At 44.2% G+C, this 18697-nt stretch carries 16 protein-coding genes; 5 read left to right on the plus strand and 11 right to left on the minus strand.

Annotation, left to right across the window (positions count from 1 at the left end; genetic code table 11):
- Positions 1–18: 18 nt before the first annotated feature.
- The 6 genes from B9L23_RS18330 to B9L23_RS18355 all read right to left on the minus strand — a co-directional run bounded on the left by B9L23_RS18330 (position 19) and on the right by B9L23_RS18355 (position 10020).
- Positions 19–1200 carry a M20 family metallopeptidase gene (locus tag B9L23_RS18330; protein WP_089098184.1) on the minus strand — a complete coding sequence of 394 codons (1182 nt, stop codon included), beginning with the start codon at positions 1198–1200 and terminating at the stop codon, positions 19–21.
- 19 nt (positions 1201–1219) lie between these two features.
- Positions 1220–2449, minus strand: a complete 1230-nt coding sequence (locus B9L23_RS18335; RefSeq protein WP_089098185.1) for a Zn-dependent hydrolase — start codon at positions 2447–2449, stop codon at positions 1220–1222.
- 264 nt (positions 2450–2713) lie between these two features.
- The gene (locus tag B9L23_RS18340) at positions 2714–3982 is read right to left on the minus strand and encodes a helix-turn-helix domain-containing protein (RefSeq protein WP_081188962.1); all 1269 of its coding nucleotides are present in this window, start codon (positions 3980–3982) and stop codon (positions 2714–2716) included.
- Between the two features lie 163 nt (positions 3983–4145).
- Complete coding sequence (locus B9L23_RS18345; protein ID WP_089098186.1) at positions 4146–5087, minus strand: MTP-1 family protein; 942 nt, start codon at positions 5085–5087, stop codon at positions 4146–4148.
- 344 nt (positions 5088–5431) lie between these two features.
- Complete coding sequence (locus tag B9L23_RS18350) at positions 5432–8503, minus strand: efflux RND transporter permease subunit (protein WP_089098187.1); 3072 nt, start codon at positions 8501–8503, stop codon at positions 5432–5434.
- A 167-nt stretch (positions 8504–8670) separates the two neighbouring features.
- Positions 8671–10020, minus strand: coding sequence for a UDP-glucose dehydrogenase family protein (locus B9L23_RS18355; protein WP_089098188.1), 1350 nt, complete (start codon positions 10018–10020; stop codon positions 8671–8673).
- Positions 10021–10360: 340 nt separating this feature from the next.
- Between B9L23_RS18355 and B9L23_RS18360 the strand changes: the two genes are divergently transcribed.
- The 3 genes from B9L23_RS18360 (at position 10361) to B9L23_RS18370 (ending at position 12219) form a co-directional block, all read left to right on the plus strand.
- Positions 10361–11023, plus strand: coding sequence for a helix-turn-helix domain-containing protein (locus B9L23_RS18360; RefSeq protein WP_015865218.1), 663 nt, complete (start codon positions 10361–10363; stop codon positions 11021–11023).
- Positions 11007–11597, plus strand: a complete 591-nt coding sequence (locus B9L23_RS18365; RefSeq protein WP_015865219.1) for a PIN domain-containing protein — start codon at positions 11007–11009, stop codon at positions 11595–11597. Before B9L23_RS18360 ends, B9L23_RS18365 begins: the two co-directional genes overlap by 17 nt.
- Positions 11598–11904: 307 nt before the next feature.
- Entirely contained in the window at positions 11905–12219 is a 315-nt protein-coding gene (locus B9L23_RS18370) for a hypothetical protein (protein WP_089098189.1), read from the plus strand.
- A gap of 122 nt (positions 12220–12341) precedes the next feature.
- Here B9L23_RS18370 and B9L23_RS18375 read toward each other — a convergent pair whose 3' ends face one another.
- The 4 genes from B9L23_RS18375 to B9L23_RS20665 all read right to left on the minus strand — a co-directional run bounded on the left by B9L23_RS18375 (position 12342) and on the right by B9L23_RS20665 (position 17167).
- Positions 12342–13148 carry a DUF3800 domain-containing protein gene (locus tag B9L23_RS18375; RefSeq protein WP_089098190.1) on the minus strand — a complete coding sequence of 269 codons (807 nt, stop codon included), beginning with the start codon at positions 13146–13148 and terminating at the stop codon, positions 12342–12344.
- Positions 13149–13799: 651 nt separating this feature from the next.
- The gene (locus tag B9L23_RS18380) at positions 13800–15224 is read right to left on the minus strand and encodes an N-acetylmuramoyl-L-alanine amidase family protein (protein ID WP_425439796.1); all 1425 of its coding nucleotides are present in this window, start codon (positions 15222–15224) and stop codon (positions 13800–13802) included.
- 271 nt (positions 15225–15495) lie between these two features.
- Positions 15496–16806: a branched-chain amino acid transport system II carrier protein gene (gene brnQ, locus B9L23_RS18390; RefSeq protein ID WP_089098192.1), complete on the minus strand. Its 1311-nt coding sequence runs from the start codon at positions 16804–16806 to the stop codon at positions 15496–15498.
- Positions 16807–17008: 202 nt separating this feature from the next.
- On the minus strand, positions 17009–17167 hold the full coding sequence (locus tag B9L23_RS20665; protein ID WP_156482450.1) for a hypothetical protein: 159 nt from the start codon (positions 17165–17167) through the stop codon (positions 17009–17011).
- 292 nt (positions 17168–17459) lie between these two features.
- Between B9L23_RS20665 and B9L23_RS18395 the strand changes: the two genes are divergently transcribed.
- Positions 17460–17807: an ArsR/SmtB family transcription factor gene (locus B9L23_RS18395; RefSeq protein ID WP_015865225.1), complete on the plus strand. Its 348-nt coding sequence runs from the start codon at positions 17460–17462 to the stop codon at positions 17805–17807.
- The gene (locus B9L23_RS18400) at positions 17804–18058 is read left to right on the plus strand and encodes a hypothetical protein (RefSeq protein WP_141103877.1); all 255 of its coding nucleotides are present in this window, start codon (positions 17804–17806) and stop codon (positions 18056–18058) included. Before B9L23_RS18395 ends, B9L23_RS18400 begins: the two co-directional genes overlap by 4 nt.
- A 66-nt stretch (positions 18059–18124) precedes the next feature.
- Here the strand turns inward: B9L23_RS18400 and B9L23_RS18405 are convergent, their stop codons facing one another.
- On the minus strand, positions 18125–18622 hold the full coding sequence (locus B9L23_RS18405; protein ID WP_089098194.1) for a macro domain-containing protein: 498 nt from the start codon (positions 18620–18622) through the stop codon (positions 18125–18127).
- Positions 18623–18697: the final 75 nt, after the last annotated feature.

The raw sequence follows: 18697 nt of genomic DNA on the forward strand, positions 1-18697 counted from the left end.
AATGAACCGGAAGCGCCATCACGCTTCCGCCAATAATTTAAACGCCGCATGGACAAACAAGCGCACGCCAATTTCTAACGCATCTTCATCGATCGTAAAACGCGGATGGTGATGCGGATATACAATACCTTTTTCTTTATTTCCAGCGCCGACATAGAAGAAGCTTCCTGGTGCTTTTTGCTGGAATGCCGAAAAGTCTTCTCCGCCCATATTTGGCTTTATATGATCAATCGCTTCTTCGCCAAATACTTCCCGCACCGTTTCCTCAATGACACGGGTCACTTTTTCGTCATTAATAACCGGACGATAGCCGAATTCATATTTAAATTCGTATGTTGCGCCGTGTGCTTCGGTAATGCCTTTTATGATCCGTTCCATTAATTTTGGCACATTTTGACGAAGCGTTTTATCAAAACTGCGCACCGTTCCTTGAATTTCGACGCTTCCTGGAATCACGTTGTGCGTCGTTCCGCCAATAAATTGCGTCACCGATACGACGAGAGGCTCAAGCGGATCGGTGTTGCGCGATACGATATGCTGCAAGTTCGTCACCACTTGCGCGCCGATGGCAATCGAATCAATCGTTTGGTGTGGCAAAGCAGCATGCCCGCCTTTCCCATGAATCCGAATGAAAAAGCGATCTGGGGAAGCCATCATCGGACCATACACAATGCCAATCTTGCCAATTTCTAATGGGGACCAAAGATGGGTGCCAATGACGACATCCACCCCATCCATCACGCCCGCCTGCACCATTTCCTCTGCACCGCCTGGATATATCTCTTCGGCATGTTGGAAAAGAAAGCGGACTTCTCCTTTGATTTGATGACGAAGCCGCGAAAGAATTTTCGCCGCTCCCAAAAGCATCGCCGTATGTCCATCATGCCCGCATGCATGCATCACGCCTGGATTTTTCGAAACAAACTCAAACGTATTTTCCTCTTGAATCGGCAATGCGTCCATATCCGCGCGAATGCCCACCACTTTTCCCGGCTCGTCCCCGATTAACCGCGCCATAACACTCGTTTTTGTCGGGCGCGAAAGCTTTAAATTCCCAAACGATTGCAATGTTTCATAAACAAATTGCGCCGTTTTTTCTTCGTGAAACGACAGCTCCGGATTTGCATGCAAATGCCGCCTCCATGCGATGACTTCTTCTTTGATTTCATCGACAAGCTGTTTAATTTCCGTGTTTGTCATTATTTCTTCCCCCTTCTCCTCATTCTCCCATCGCTAAACGCAATACGGTATGGTACAATACGTTCGCCCCAGCCGCACAATCCTCTTTCGAACTCCATTCCTCTGGATTATGGCTAACCCCATCTTTCGAGCGAACAAAAATCATCCCAATCGGGCAAAGCCTAGCTAGCTGTACTCCGTCATGGGAAGCACCGCTCGGAAGGGAGAAAATATCCAAACCAAGCTGCCCGCATGCCTCTTTCGCTGCGTTTTGCACAAGTTCGGAACATAATACCGGAGGCATCTCCTGCAATAGCTCAACGTTAACTAGTACGTTTCGCTCTTTGCCAATCTTTTGCGCTTGTTCGATAATCGATTGTAATACGTGATCGCGCACTGTCGCATCAATATCCCGCAAATCCAAGGAAAATTCGACTTTTGCTGGAATGATGTTAATTCCTCCGGGGAATACTTTCATTTGCCCAACGGTCCCCACGGTAGTTCCTGTCTTTTTCGCCTCTTGCTCGATCATTTGGATGATCTGTGCCGCCGCAACAAGCGGATCGCGGCGAATTGGCATTGGCGTTGCCCCGGCGTGTTCCGCTTTTCCTTCTACCGTAAATTTGACCCATACAAGCCCGGCGATCCCTGTGACAATTCCGACGGGAAGATTCGCTTCTTCCAACACACGGCCTTGTTCGATATGCAGCTCGACATATGCTTTTACCGATCCTTTTCGTCGCGCTGCCTTGCCGATTTCACTAGGGTTAAGCCCTGCTTCTTTCATCGCTTCGGCAATCGAAACCCCATTTTTGTCTTGATGAACTAACTCTTCCTCCGACAACGTTCCCGCCATTCCGCGGCTTCCGATCATTCCGAAACTAAAGCGTGCTCCTTCTTCATCGGTAAAGGCAACGACTTCAATCGGATGCTTCGTTTCCACCCCTCGTTCGTTCATCGTTTGTAACACTTCCACCGCGGAAAGCACTCCGAGCGGACCGTCAAACATTCCTCCGTTATAGACGGAGTCAATGTGCGAACCGACCAGTACGACAGGCGCATCTTTTTCCTTTCCTTCTTTACGTCCAATCAAATTTCCGACCGCATCCTCATACACAGTAAGCCCCGCTTCCTTCATATACGAAGCGACCTTCTCCTTTGCGGCACGTTCCTCTTTTGTAAACGATAAACGAGTAACCCCGCCTGATGGCTGTTTTCCAATCTCGCCTAATTCCATCAGCCGATTCCAAAGCCGATCTGCATTAATCACTTCGCTTCCCCCTTCACTACGATTACTATTCACGGATGAATGTCGGTTATGACCATGAATAATTCCTTTTATAAAAAAATAGCGAACCAATGGCATGTCCGCTATCAAAGTAAATGTTTCTTGGGCATCCCTGCGGATATGGATTCGTTTCGCCAACGAATGTTGCTTGCAATGTTTTGAATAATCGTCCTTAATTCCCTTCTCTTTTCAGAGCCGCAAAATCCCCTTTGTTGTCAAATAACGTTTGCGCATGCAACCCATTCTTCAGTCCAGTAAATCAGCGATGACCTTTTCGGCGATGGCGCGAATTTCTTTGCGATCGTATATTTTATTTTCCTCCACTTCGAAAAACTCACGTACCGCTTCATTAACAAGCTGATTTAACTCCTGCCGATTCTGTTCTTTTCCAAATATATATCCTGTTTTTACAAGTTTATCGAGCATCGACTCCACAAGTTCGCTAACAGGGTATGGCTCTTCCTCATCCCAATACTCGTCATCATCCCATTCCTCGATGAAATCATCGTCCTCTTCGAAATCTTCCGATAGGAGATGATCTGTCATATAATCCATCATCTCATTCACTTTCTTGGAAATACTGCTTGCGGAAACGCCATAAAGATGCGCCAAATCCGTCTGTGTTACTGCCTCGCCGCGCAAAATCCGACAAACAAAATAATGCAAAGCAGCCGCATGCAAAGGAACGCTGCGAATAACAGGTTGGCAGGTATCACAATATTCATGCCAAATCGCTTTTGCCATATTCAAATTCATACTTTGCGGCATTTTCTTTTCTAATTCATAAACCACCGCTGCGTAATTCGGATGTTCCCATTCGAACGGATCGGCTATGAATGACACGAGCATACGAACGGCCGTCATCCACGCGCTTGGAAAGGATGTCCGCAAAAATGCACGCGCATCTTCCGGTCCGTATGCTTCCCAATCCTCTTTTAGCGAACATGCAATTTCATGGGCGATCATATTTGGAAATGAAAAAAATGCAGTAAAATACGTGTATTCCTCTCCGGCAGGCACTATAATCCCCATTAACAAATCTCCTATTTGCACTTGCGGCAATGGCTCACTGTCAAAAATGCGCACGACTCGTTTTTCCAATGTCAACACATCTTGAACGACGAAACGCCGTTCTCCTTGAAGCTCTACCACTATATCAAAAGACGGCGCCGCTCCAATCCATGACGCAAGAATGGAGCGAGTGGAAGGCCGCCATAACGAACCTCTCCACTTTACATATCGCTCAATGATCGTTTCGCCCCGCGGCGTCACTGGAACGCAAAAAATAGTCCAATTTGCTATAAAAAAACTAATCGCCTCTCCGATTTCCCCATGTTGTTCCCATTCTCTTGGATCGCCGATGGTTTTTAACAACTCATCCGCATATTCTTCGGTCGCATACCATAATAAATCATGCATGCATTCCGTTAATTGTTGATCCACTGCGGTTTGTATGGAAACAATGTTCCCCTTCCCACTTCTGCGAGAATATGGGGCGTTTTTATCCGATTTCATTTTATCACTCCACTTCTTTGTTCTATATTATCATTCTACCAAAAAGCGCTCGCTTTCTATCACGAAAACATATAAAATTTCTAAATTTACTGATACGAATTTGGTATAAAAAAATGCCAAAACTAGGCGAACCTAGTTTTGGCAAAATGTTCACAGCCATCTCCTATCTTTCGTATTTCACAAATGGATCGACAACGGTAATTTTTTGTGCTTCCGCGTCGCTAACTCCCGCGTAAAAATCCGCAGTGCCATCCTCCTTCCGAATTAACCCGCCGCTAAATACCACATCAACGAGGTCTGGGCGTTTCGCAGGACCTTCCAAAAAATGTGATCTTGTCGCAATTAATTCGATATCGGAAAGCTCCATTGTATCCGGATTCAACACAAATACCATCGGATAATAGTGGCGTTTGCCATCTTCACCGAAACGAGCAATATGCCCAAGAACACCAACAAGTCCATTCGAAAGCAAGTGAAGTTCATTGACTCCTCCCCATTCGTCATCTACGAACTGATTATCCAAAAGAGGAGCCTCTTCCATGATCTCCACTGTCAACTCATCTAATGAATCGATTCGTGTAAAACCTATTTTCCCTCGTCCGCCTTTTTCCCCTTGCGGACGTGTAAACACACCAACTGATCCATCTTTTAACTCAATCAATCGAATATCTTTCATCCCATCTGGGCCTTTTGCAAATTCTTTTAAACTAGAGATATTCTTCCCTTTGTAAAAAATCGTTCTCCAACCTAAGGTGCCTTCTATGGATGGATGTGGAAAAGTTTGTACTCCACCGAAGATCAATTCCCCGCGAATTCTCGAAACAAACGGGTCTTGGAGCGTGAATACTGGCGCTCCTTCCTTTGGCACCCATTCTTCTCCACGGTTCACAAAGAAATACACTTCCGAATGCTCGCTATCTCTTGGCTCTACTCGACCAGCGATAACAAATTCTCCTTCGTCTTCAAACGGTGCCGAGATATTATATACATCCCGTTCTCCCACTCCTGTAAAAACTAACTTCTCCGGACTAAACGGCTTCGGCCCTTGCTCAAACTCTTTTAATAGCATCTCGCAAGTTTTGACATTGGCCTTCTTCGATAACATAAAACTCCTCCTAAAACTCCTCCCAAATCTATATAATGCTTCATCTGGATGCTAAGTCAGTTGCAAAGTCTGGTGCATGAAGATGTTTATGTTTATTAGATATATTAACAAGTTGGCATCAAGAATCAAGTAAGGTGCTAGCGAAAAAACCGCATCATGCCATATTTTCTTTTGAACAAACGATCCAAAAATATATAGTAATATCTCCGCTTTTTCTAAGCAAGTAGCACTTTGCGGAGTGCAAAACGGAAATGTATTACAATTCTTTCTTCATATAATATGAAATTCCTTTGTACGTTTCCATAAAAAACGACCTCCCAATCGAGGCTGGGAGATCGTTTTCTTTAACCGCTATGCTTCATTTTTCTCGTTTCCTTATCAAACAAACTGTATACGACAGGGATGACGAACAATGTCAAAAAGGTGCTGCTAATTAAGCCGCCGATGACGGTGATGGCCAATGGCTGGTTCATTTCCGCTCCTTCGCCAATGCCAAACGCCAGCGGCAGCAACCCTAAAATCGTTGTCAAGGCCGTCATCAAAATCGGACGGACGCGCAATTTCACCGATGTGACAATCGCATCGTAGCTCGCCAAACCTTTTTCTTTCATTTGATTAATGTAATCAACAATCACGATCGCGTTGTTGACGACGATACCCGCAAGCACGATGACGCCGATAATCGCCATAACGCTAACTGGCGTTTTCGTTGCCATTAAGCCAAGCGCGACACCGATGGCCATCAGCGGCACGGTGAACATAATGACAAACGGATATTTCAACGATTCAAATTGCGCCGCCATGACAAGGTACACGAACGTAATCGCTAAGGCAAAGGCAAGCAGCAAATCACCCAACGCCGATTCTAACAATTCGCGGTCGCCGCCAAAGACGATTTCCGTCTCTTCCGGAAGATGCAATTTCGCGATTTCTTTATCGACAATCGCGGACATCTCCCCTAAATTCGTCGTGTTTTTGTATTTTAATGTAAACTGAACGGCGTATTGCTCGTCGATGCGATGAATTTGAACCGGGCTTTTCCCGATCGTAATATCCGCGATGTCGCCAAGCGGAATAAATGTGCCGTCTTGCTTTTTGATCAGCAGTTTTTTCAAATTGTCGACCGAGTTTTTCACCGATTCGTCGTATTCGACGTTAACATTGTACAAATTCGACTCTTTATCAAGCATGCGTGTCGCCGTCACACCGCGTGTCATATCGTTGACCATCGTCGCCACTTGCGCTGGAGTAAACCCTTGCGCGAGCGCTTTTTCGCGATCGACTTTGATTTGAATTTCGTCGACCGTTTCCGAAATATCGGTCGTCAGTTCGTTCACTTCATCGAGTTTGCTTAAGCGGTCGTATATTTTTTCCACCGCTTTTTCCAGCCGCGCTTCATTCGTATCTTTCACGCTGAACACAAGCGTATTCGGCGTACTTCCTGCAGTCGATTGCAAGTTGATCGATACTTCCGCCGTTTGATTCGCTTTTTTCGCTGCCTGTTCCATATCGTTCTTTATGTCATCGACAACGTCAAATACGGAACGGTCTCGCTCGTCCAAGTCTTTCATTTTCACATATATCTCAGCAACATTGCTTTGCGATGTACCGCGGAACGCCTGCTCCTGCGTCGAGCCGATTAAGCTGACATACGCATCAATTTCTTTTACTTTTTTCAACTCGTCTTCAATGGCAGAAACAACCTTTTCCGTTTCGCGGAGGGCGCTGCCGTTGGCAAGGTTCACGCGGATGGAGAAAAAGCCTTCATCCGTATTCGGCAAAAACTGCATGCCGACTTTCGTCACGCCAAATAACCCGAAAGCTAACGTACCGATCGCAATCACCAACACAATGATCCGATGGCGCAGCGACCATCTCACCATCTTGTCCAGACCGACAAGCATGCGCGAAGACTGGCGTTTTTCCTCGATGTTTTCGCGAGGCGGTTTTAACCAGCGGCTCGCCAGCATCGGCACGACCGTCAATGCCACGAACAACGACGCAAGCAAGCTAAACGAAATCGTTAACGCAAATTCGGTAAACAAATCGCCGATTAATCCCGTAATGAAAACGACTGGTACAAACACGGCCACCGTTGTCAACGTGGACGCAGTGATCGCAGCGCCGACTTCTTTTACCCCGTCTCTTGCCGCTTGTTTCGGATCTTTCCCCATTGATAAATGGCGGTAAATATTTTCGATCACGACAATCGAGTTATCGACGAGCATTCCGATACCGAGCGCAAGACCGCCAAGCGTCATCATGTTTAACGTAAAATCAGCAAAATACATTAACACAAACGTCACGATGACCGAATACGGAATCGCGATGCCGATAATAAGCGGGCTTTTTGCACTGCGCAAGAATAAAAACAGCACCAGCATCGCGAATACTCCGCCAAGAACGAGCGATTGAAAAATGTTCTGAATCGTCCGCTGAATAAAATCGCCTTGGTCAAACAAAACATCCGCATGAACCGCCGAAAATTTTTTCGTATCCAACAATTCGTTCAAGCGTTTTTGGAACGCTTTCGACACTTCTGCTGTATTGGCATCCGCTTTTTGCAGCACGCTTAATAATACAGAAGGCTTCTCGTTCGTGCGCGTAATCGTATCTTCTTTTTCCGGCACAATCGCAATATCGGCGATATCTTGCAAACGAACTTTTTCGCCGTTGAGCGGATTCACCGTGACAACGAGCTGTTTTAACGTATCAACGGAGTCGATCGTGCTGATAATCCGGGTCGTTAACTGCTTATCATCGATCACGACCGTCTCGCCTGGAAGCGAAATATCGTTGGCGGAGATAAAGTTGGCAATATCTTGCTGGCTCAGCTTATACGTTTTTAATTTCTCCTGGTCCAACAGCACCCGCACGTTTTTCGTCAACGTGCCGGAAACATTCACACTGGCGACCCCTTCTACCTTCGTCAGCTCTGCTCGCAGCTGATCCGCTAATTGTTTTAAAAGTTCCTCGTTCCCTTTCTTCGATGTTAATGTTAGCTGAATAATCGGGAACTGTGACGGGTCAAACTTCAAAAACCGCGGCTTGTTGACATCATCCGGAAGCGCCGTCTGATCGATCCGCTGCAATACATCGTTTTGCACATCATCAATCGATGTCGACCACGAAAACTCCAGCAAAATCAAATTAGAACCTTCCTGCGATGTCGATGTGATCGACTTTAGCCCAGGCAATGTCGACAAATTCGCCTCCAGCGGCTTCGTGACTTTCTCAAGCACTTCTTTCGGTCCCGCCCCCGGATAGCTCGTCACGACCACCCCGACTGGCGGATTAATATCCGGGATCAGCTTCATCGGGATATTGAACAGTGATACCGCTCCTAAAATCAACACTAAAATCATCGAAACGAACGTAAAAACCGGTCTTCGTATCGAAAAGTCGCTGATTTTCATCGTCTTCCCCCTCTTATGTAAACAAAAAAGTTTTCTTCTATAAGCCGCATCCACCACTCCCATTCGCGCCGTCCTCATCCATGGCGGCGAATGGGGAATATGCACTATGCCCCGCTAGACGCTTGTCCATCGATGACAAGCGATCAATAACGGTACAACCTGTTTGCCTAGCGATTTAACACATCCTCGTGTTCACGCAGACGGTAGTGGTCTTCCGCTGGACACACCCGTTTTCGGCCGATCGATTCGTAAATGATTCCTGCCTCGCGCGCACTGGCTAGACTGTAACAATTCCGCCCATCCAACACAAGCGGCGTTTTCATTAAATTCGCATATTGACGGACGTCAAATTGCCGGATTTCCGGCCACTCCGTAAAAATAAAACAAATATCGGCGTTCGCAACCGCCTCTTCGATCGTCGAACAATAGGTGATTTCCTTTGGAAATACGCGCTTTGCGTTTTCCATCCCAACAGGGTCCCACACCCTTACATTTGCGCCTTCTTCCAATAATACCGCGATATTAGCAAGGGAAGGGGCCTCCCTTATATCGTCCGTTCCCGGCTTAAACGTAAGACCTAACACCGCCACCTCCAGCCCGCGAAAATGGCTCACGTACGTTCTTGCCTTTTCGATCAATTTCACTTTTTGACTTTCATTCACTTCCATTGCGGCTTGCACCGTTTTCAGTTCATAATCGCAACCATCGGCAAGCCAACGCAGCGCTTTCGTGTCTTTCGGAAAACACGACCCGCCATAACCGATGCCGGCGCGCAAAAAACGGCTCCCGATCCGCGGATCCATTCCCATTCCTTCCGCCACGTCTTCGATATTGGCGCCAACCATTTCGCATAAATTCGCGATTTCATTAATATAGGATATTTTCAAGGCGAGAAAAACATTGGATGCGTATTTCACCATTTCCGCACTTTTTCGATCTGTCACGACATAAGGAAGATAAAACGGGTCATACACTTCTTTCATGACCTTCTCCGCATGCGGCGATTCTACCCCTAGCACAATTCTTGACGCATGCAGCGTATCCTTGATTGCTGTCCCTTGTGATAAAAACTCGGGATTCGCCACAACCTCAATATGAACGGGGTGCTTCCGGTGTTCATATATCCAACGTTCCACTTGATCGCTTGTCCCAACGGGAACGGTAGATTTCACCGCCACCACACAGTCTTTTTCCACCGTCTGCGCAATTTGCTTTGCCGCTTCCCATACATATCGCAAATTCACGGATCCATCCGGCTCTTCCGGGGTGCCAACAGCGATGATGATCACATCTGCCCGCCGGCACGCCGCCGCATAGTCAGTCGTAAACAACAACCGCTCGCGATTTTTTCTTATTAACTCCTCCAACCCAGGTTCATAGATCGGAGATTTCCCTCGCTGAAGCAATACCACTTTTTCCACATCGACATCCACGCACGCCACCTTATGTCCCTTTTCCGCCAAACACGCGGCCGTGACTAGTCCGACATATCCTACACCCGCTACGGCAATATCCATATTTCATCACACCTTTGATTGTTTACTCTGCTCCTAAACAAGCTTCATGATAGGAGAAATCATAGATAATCAAACATCATTTCTGCCAAACACTCGCATTCGTCCATGATATTCTCATTCATATATGAAGTTATTATAACTGATAATGAACCTTTTTTGCATTTTCCATGATTGTGTATGCGGGCGCAGATCCATCATATGGAATTCCATGTGAGTGTTCTAAAGGTTTATTCGATTTACCTATTTATGACGAAATTCATTGGTTTTTGTTGATTTTGTTTGATTTGTTGATTTTGTTTGGTTCGAATGATAAAATAATTTCAAGAAGAGGTGGTTGAAAGTGACACGATTGATTGATCAAGAACAAGAAAACCTGTGGGATAGCGTGCAAATTCTTTCGCAAATCAATGTCGAAAAAGCCAAATCTGTATTCAAGGTCACGATTGAAAAATCCTTGCAGCAACTCGGTATAACCTCCCCTATTTTTTCAACGATTCCTTTGTCTGTACCAAACACAGATCGTCTTTCCCAACTCCGCCGAATCGAAAAGAAAATGAGGGAGGCCTACGCACATCAAGAGAAAGAGAAAGCTTACGAGTATTTGGTGGACTATATCGAACAATTGAGTCAAATGGCGGAAGATAATCCGCTTGCGGTTCGAAAAAAACTGTTGGCTTCCTTATTAGCCGAACATCACAAACGAAAACCTAAAAAGTACCGACTATCTTCCTCTTCAGCACCTCTCCTATCCAAGCAAGTCGCCACGGCTTATTACACCACAACTGAAGTAGCCAAAAAATTAGGGCTAAGCGATCAAACCATTCGACGAATGTGTGAAAAAGGAAAATTTCCAGGAGCCTATAAAACCGATGGAGGTCATTGGAGAATTCCACAAGAGATCTTCATTACGACATCAGAACAAGATGAACGAACGGAAGAAGTACTTAAACGAATTGATATAAAGAATCAGAAAGCGGGGGATGTAGATGAATTTGATCTATGATGCCCCGCGTCCTCCTAAAGTATTTATCGATACAACGATTCTATGTGGTGCCTTGCGAGTCGACGGGGTGAACCGAAAAATTCTTAAAGCGGCTCGCTTCCCTCATTTATTTCAACCAATCGTATCAAGGGTATGTTTATTTGAATTTATTCGAAATGCTTCTCAAGGACTTGGAAAAGGGGACAAGAGGGTTGTGTATAACCAACAAGAAATCGAAGCGTTTTTAAACGAATTTTTGGATCCGATTTTTCAATACTATACGAATCTGCCCGTTAATAGTTTGGTTGGCCGATATAGTGTCGAAACCGTCATAAGAGAGAATCGACCCATTGGAGAAGTATTGGTCGAGTTAAGTGGCTGCGATCACGAAACAGCAAAACAAATTGTTTCTTCGCAAGAAATGTCTGAACCACTTTATCGTTTTGACCAGGAGGATTTTCACGTCTGGATAACGGCAATTCAAGAAGAGTGTAACTACATACTCACGACCAACCATCGACGATTTCCGGCTCAAATCGGACCAATCAAGCGCATTCATCCAAGTGATTTTTACAATCATTTGTCTAATCCATAACACGTATTGGGCTTTATAGGAGATTTACGAACAGGGATGGAGCAAAGACTTGATCGATCCTCGAGACGAAACAAGAGTCGCACAGACGGGAGGATGTGTCAGCGAAGAACGGTCTTGTCTATATGATGAAATTGTATTGCCTTCTAACAAATTATCTAGTTGAATAGTTTGGAGTATTTACATTCTGCAGTAACGATTTCAGACATTGACCTAAAAAACAGGGATATATCCGGTACGGTAGACAAACGCGGAGCATATCATACAACAGAACGAAAAAACTCCAATAATTAAGAAGGGAAGTTTACACATGCATTTTTACCCTGCTCCGTATCAAATGCCCTATTATCCACCGCAACAAACAGGGGCCTATCCACAATATCCGCAATCTGAGATAATAGCACATCAGCAAATAAAACAACCTCTATATCCTCAACTAAAAGACCAAACACTCAACGTGATTGCTCCTTTTGTTCAATACGGCTTAAAGGAAGCAAAGCATACCTCGTTTGCACACGCATTACAAGAAGTTGCGGCAATGACTTATTTAATCGGTAAAGGATTAGATCCACAAACGGCTTATGCTATCGTTGAATCTTGGGAATTGAATGAAACATTTTATTAATGAGTCAAAGCTAGAGGAAGAGATCCCACTCTTCCTCTAGCAATATCTTATGAACGAAGAAAGCTATCCAATTCGATGGTGTTGCAAAATTAGAGTAAAAACGCGAAGTGATGCATAAGATTCTAATAGTCAAGATTGGAATTCATAAAGATATTTAAATAGTTTTCGAAATCCACTTCCACCAACGACGGAGAGCTATCCCACTCATAATAACGAATCGTTTTCATAAAGGAGTAAAAATTAGCGTTAGAAAGCAGCAAGTTCATAATTAGTTTGTTTTTTTCTCTACTTCTCCTTTTATCAGGGGAATCATTACGAATAATACTTCTAACCATTCCTAACAATAAATCAACAAGTTCAATCCCCAGTTCTGTTTGTTTTGGGATATATGCCGCTTCGGTAACGGTGAAACGTTCGCCGCGATAGATGGATTGAATGTTAAGTTGTTGAAACAGCTGAGTTCTGAGGTCATATTTTTTGTTATGATACTTAGTGTTATCCTCAATATATATTTTCGTATTTATGTGTACATAAGCACCATATCTTCTTAATAAACCGTAAACAATTCGTTCTGGAAACTTCATAAAAATCGTTTGATCCGCTATATCGTCTATTACATGTTTTATTTTTCTGGAAGATTCCTCAATTTTTGATTGATTATAAGAAATTACATTCATTTTCAGCAAGTAATGGTGTTCCATAACGGTATTAATTATTCTCCAAATGGTATTTCTTTCTTTACTGTCACCACTATATTCTGTCCAATGGATTTTTGTGGCCTTGATTTTTTCATTCAGTTGTTGAATATTTTCGTTGTTATAGTATTTAGTCGGAATTGCTAAACCAGCCATTAGATGCGGCTTAACCTGATTGTTTCCGCTTTCGTCAAAGAATACCATCATATCCAGAACGCTAAATGGTTGTTCCATATCCATTCCCTCTTTACAAAACGTAATCGTTCATACATAATGTATTTATAAGAAGGATATATTAATAAATAACTTGTCGCGCCCTAGACCTAGCGACACGTTATTTATTATTTCGTGGTTTCCACTCACTGCGCCCTAGACCTAGCGGTGCGTGGTGCCATACCGAGAAAAGGTGGTAAGGGAGAGTAATGACGCTCTCCCTTTTGTTTGTAAAACGCATCAATGAGATGAAACAGTCTCCAGCCTATTTTACTTTACCATATTGCAACAAAATATGTCTAATTTTTTCGAAATTTGTTTTAATTTCATTTTTTATCTTAAATAGGCGAGAAGACTCTCGCTTCTAAACGGGCAGGGTGTAGTCCAATGAAAGCGGGAGATGAATCGCCTTGTGATAAAAAATAACGAACATATGCGCTATAATCGAATTGCTTCGTACAGATTGCTCTATGAAAAAGGAGAGCCGTCCACTTCTGACTGTGGCAAGCTCTCCTTCTCTTTGGCAAAACTCGAAAAGAAACAATGCGCTACACCGGTACTATTTCATCCACTTTCGCACTTCCTCTTCCGTAAGACCAGTGAGAAATGTTGTCTCTTTGCTTCTAAAGATAGAAAAAGACAGGATACTCCCACACCCTGCCTTTTCGTTCATTATTCAAAATAATTGCGAAGCCCAGTGGAAATCGCGCTTGTCACTTCCTGCTGGTAACGATCTGTCGCAATGATGCTCGCTTCCGTCGGATTGCTCAAATATCCTAATTCTACTAGCACGGACGGGAGCTCGTTTTCGCGAATCACGTAATAATCTCCGAAACTCGCCCCGCGAAACGGAATCGACATCATGCGGGAAAACGGATGTTCCAGCGACAATGCAAGCAAATAGTCGGAAAACATATCATAGTAATATACCGTTGCTCCTTTGGCATTTTGATCCTTCGCACTATCATAATGAATACTAATAAATGCATCCGCGTGATAGCGATACGCCGTTTGCACGCGCTCCGACAACGAAACATACCGGTCGCTCGAACGCGTCATCACCACGTTTGCCCCTTGTGCTTCCAGCTTTCCTTTGAGAAGCTGCGCTGTCCGCAATGTCAGCGTTTTTTCCATCATCCCGGTATGGCTAATGGCCCCGCTGTCTTTTCCGCCATGTCCAGCATCGATCACAATCGTTTTTCCTTTTAAGGTTTTGGACTCCGATTTGCCATCCGCACCAGCGGAAACGAGCCAGCCGGCAATATAACCAATGCCCCGTCCTGGAATCTCAATTTCATACCAATTGCCAATCTTCCCTAGCACCCGATAACGTTCTCCATACTGCGCTGTTGTTTTTATGTTTCCATCCAGCGAAGGAGCCGAACGAATATTCACATCATTATACAATACCTTCACCCATTGCGAAGCCGTTGGAGAAACAGCGGCAATATACTCACTGGACACCCAGCCAATCTTTCCATTCTCTGTGGCAATTTGATACCATTGTCCTTGTTTGAACATAATTTGCACTTGTTGGCCGTATGTAACTTTTTCCACACGTTCTGCCTGCAGCGACGGTCTCGCCCTTACGTTCAATGAATCCGCCGTTACCCATCCTGTTTGTCTCATCGATGTTTTCTTATCATCATTCGAAGCAAGATAAGCGGAAGAAACCCAGCCAATAAACGAAGGAGTCACCACTTTCTCCCAATCGTTTTCCTTCTTTATCACCTCAACGGCTTGTCCTTGAGAAAGATAGCCAACGACCTTGCCGTTCAAGCTCGGGACGGTCCGTATTCGCAGTCTATCCTCTGTTGCCATCGCCTGTTTGCGGACATAGGCGATGTATTGTTGGGCGACCCATCCGGTCTGATTTTGCTTTATTTCTAACTGCACCCAGCCTGCCTTTTCACGAACGACTCGATACGTTTCCCCTTGATCGACCTTCATCACAACGTGATAAAGCGTTCCCGGCCCTTGCCGCACATTTACCTGCTTCGCCGTCACCACTGCCGTTTGTTTTGCCGCCATCGCCTGAGACGTCGGCAGCGCGGCGAGAAACACTGTCATGCATATAAGAAACACTAACGATCTCATCCGCAGCCCATTCAATCTATTATTCTCCCTTCTTACCAAATACCACTTCGCTTACTATATATTTCGAAGGGAGGATTGATTTTCCTTTCCGTTAATAAAGAAAAAATTAAAATCGAACTGTCTTTTCCCACGATATTACCGCATTCCGCTTCTTCGCTTTTAATAAAACAGGCCATCATGTCTGCCGTGATCGGCTTTCTTTTCCTTATAACAACACGGGAACGGCAAGCGCCATGCCGAAGCAAAGCGGCCGTTCCCAATTCTCCAGCTTTTACGCTGTGCGATGCTGCTTCAAGACGATGTTGTCCATCACAAAGCCGATGATTGCCCCGATGATGGCAGGAACCACCCAACCTAATCCCATCGAGAAAAATGGGGACCAAGATAATAACGGCTCTAACCATTGCGTACCCACGCCAAACGCCTTCAAGCCATCATATACGCTGAACACCGAGGTAAACAACAAAGCCATTCCATACGTTTTCGTAGAACCTTTATACAAGCGATGGAAAAACGACATGACCACAAGCACAATGGCTAATGGATAAATCATCGTTAACGCCGGAGCGGAAATCGAAATCAGTTGATTTAATCCTAAATTAGAAACGACTAAACTAAACATCGTAATGATCGTCACATAAGTTTTATACGATATGTTTGGAGTTATTTTATGAAAATATTGCGCGCATGCCGTAGTTAGCCCAATGCAGGTCGTTAAACACGCTAAAGCGACAATGACGCCAAGCAATAGCTTTCCGCCGCTTCCAAATAAAAGCGCGGCCGCACTGGACAATAAATCCCCGCCATTGGCAAATGGACCGTTTACAGACATCTTCGCGCCGACCAACGCAGTCGCTATATAAACTAACGCCAAACCCACTCCAGCGATCAACCCTGCTTGAATAGTGGCTTTTATCATTGCCGATTGCTGATGCACGCCTCTATCTTTTAAAGCGTTCACCACGACAATCCCAAACGCAAGCGCCGCGATCGCATCCATCGTTAAATATCCTTCCATAAATCCTTTAAAAAACGGAGCGGAAGCATATTTTTCCGCCGGTTCTTGCAGCGGGTTTTGCAGCTGAATGATCCCTGCGATGCAAAGAACGGCAATCGAAAGAAGCAAAATCGGCGTCAATATTTCCCCGATGCGATCAACCAGCTTCGATGGATTTAAGCTTAACCAATAAACGATCACAAAAAAGATAATGGTAAATAAAAGCAGCGAGAACGCGCCGCTATTCCCGCTGAGAAACGGTTTTACTCCCATTTCATAAGCGACGCTTGCTCCCCGCGGAATGCCGAAAAACGGACCGATCGCTAAATAAATGATAAGCGAAAAGCATAAACTAAACAGAGGATGAACATAATTTCCAATCGATTGAATCCCATCTTTGGCTAGCGCAATAGCGGCAACAGACAAAATAGGCAAACTTACCCCTGTAACGACAAACCCGATAATCGCCGGCCAAACCGCTTTCCCTGCTTCCATGCCAAGATACGGCGGAAAAATTAAGTTCCCTGCCCCGAAAAATAAGGCAAAAAGCATTAACCCCGTAAAGAAAATGTCTTTTTTCTTCATCTAAGATGCCCTCCCATATATGGTCTTTGTAATTTTTTAAAAATACAATCATTTTATCTCGGTTTGCATCAAAATTTATTATTTTTGTATAATTGAAACTTTTTTAATATTACATTTTTTTCGCTATTTCGTCAACCAAAGCAATGGAGCTGATTATTAATTAGCCTCCTGCTAAACACCATTCAGCGGGAGGCTTTTCGGCTTACCTTGCTTTTTCCATGCGCTTGCAATCATCCCTTCCAACGAATATTCCGCTTTTCAGCCAACTCGTCATCCATTTTTTGCGATGAAGCAACAACGGGCATCGGTCGATGGATTCAATGCTGGCTTTGCGGCCGGTGGCTTTTTCACATGTTTCCATCACTTAATCCTAAACCGTTGCCAAGACGGTAAATGGCGATTTTTTTGTGCTGTTTTTTTAATCAGATCAGTGTGTTCTTACCAAAGTACAAGTCGTTTTTTATGGTGTTGACAAAAATGGACATATGTAATATTATTCTTACATGTAAAATATTTATTACATATGTTATTAAATTTTTAACTATTAAATATCCCAATGAAAGGGGGATGCTGAGTACCGTAAAACTTTAAACGGGGTTATAGCAGTCGAGAAGATTGGATAAGACGCGGAATAAAAAGGGAGAGACATAGTGATGGTAAATAAAAATCCGAGCTTGTCTGGAGATGACTTGTCTGGTGATGAATTGCTTGCTGTATTGGAAGCTCTGTCGAACCCTCATCGCTTAAAAATTATTTCTATATTAGCAAAAGAGAGGCAGTATGTGAGCCAGTTGGCAAGAGCCGTTCAGATGAGCCGGCCCTTGCTTTATATGCATTTGCAGAAATTAGAGGCAGCGGGGCTGGTAACGAGTGAGTTGGAGCTGTCAGAGGACGGCAAATCCATGAAATATTATGAATTGAAGCCTTTTGATATTCGTTTAACGAAAGAATTGATTGCAAAATCGATAAACACACTGACCATCAAGAAGAAAGGAGAATGAACATCATGCATACGGGTGTATTTTATAGTTTAACTGTATTGGTATTGACAACAATCATTATCGTCTATTTGATCAAAACATGGCACGTCAAAATACAAGCAGGGAAAGAACAAGCTTATCAAAAAATGTCCGAAGAATTGCTCGCTTTACAACGAGACACAAGCGAACATCAAAAGAAAATTCTTCAAGAACTCCAAGATTTGAATAACCGAATGAAAAATGTTGAAAAAATCCTTCGAGAAGTAGAATAAAGGTAAATCAAAGTGTTTGAAAAATACCAAAAGGAGCGGAGTACCAAAGAAGATGCTCCGTTCCTTTTAGTCAACATTGCCGCTTCCATCAAATAATGCGATAAATTCTTCATCAATATCGACAACGATAAATTCGATGTCTTTCACCGGTTCCAACACTTCTTTGAAGATGGCGGCGACTTTTGCTTTATCCAAATTTCCTACCCCTGTTCCCAACGCCGGCAGGGCTACTTTGTCAATTCCATGTTTTTGACAATAAGCGACTAAATTGTTTAAGCATGTTCTGACAATGTCATAAGAGGTCGCTCCTGCCGGTTCTTTCATCGTCACTAGATGAATAATGTTTTGAAACGGAAGTGTTCCCGCATGTGTGACATACAGGTCACCTGGCATCGGATTTTGCTCCTGACAAACTTTGATCGCTTCTATTTCAATCTCTTTGCCGCCAGCTCTGCGAATCGCGCCTGCCACTCCTCCTCCCATCGGACCGATTCCGTTTGCCGCATTGCAAATGTAGGAAACATCTTGAAGTTTCGTAATGTCTCCATGCACTGCTTTGATCATGACTATTCCCCTCCAATTCACTCCAATATTTTCTTTCTTCGAACACAATCAAAGCAATTGATCCATTAGCTATTG

Origin of the sequence: Parageobacillus galactosidasius (genome assembly GCF_002217735.1) — a bacterium.
Taxonomy (GTDB): Bacteria; Bacillota; Bacilli; order Bacillales; family Anoxybacillaceae; genus Parageobacillus_B; species Parageobacillus_B toebii.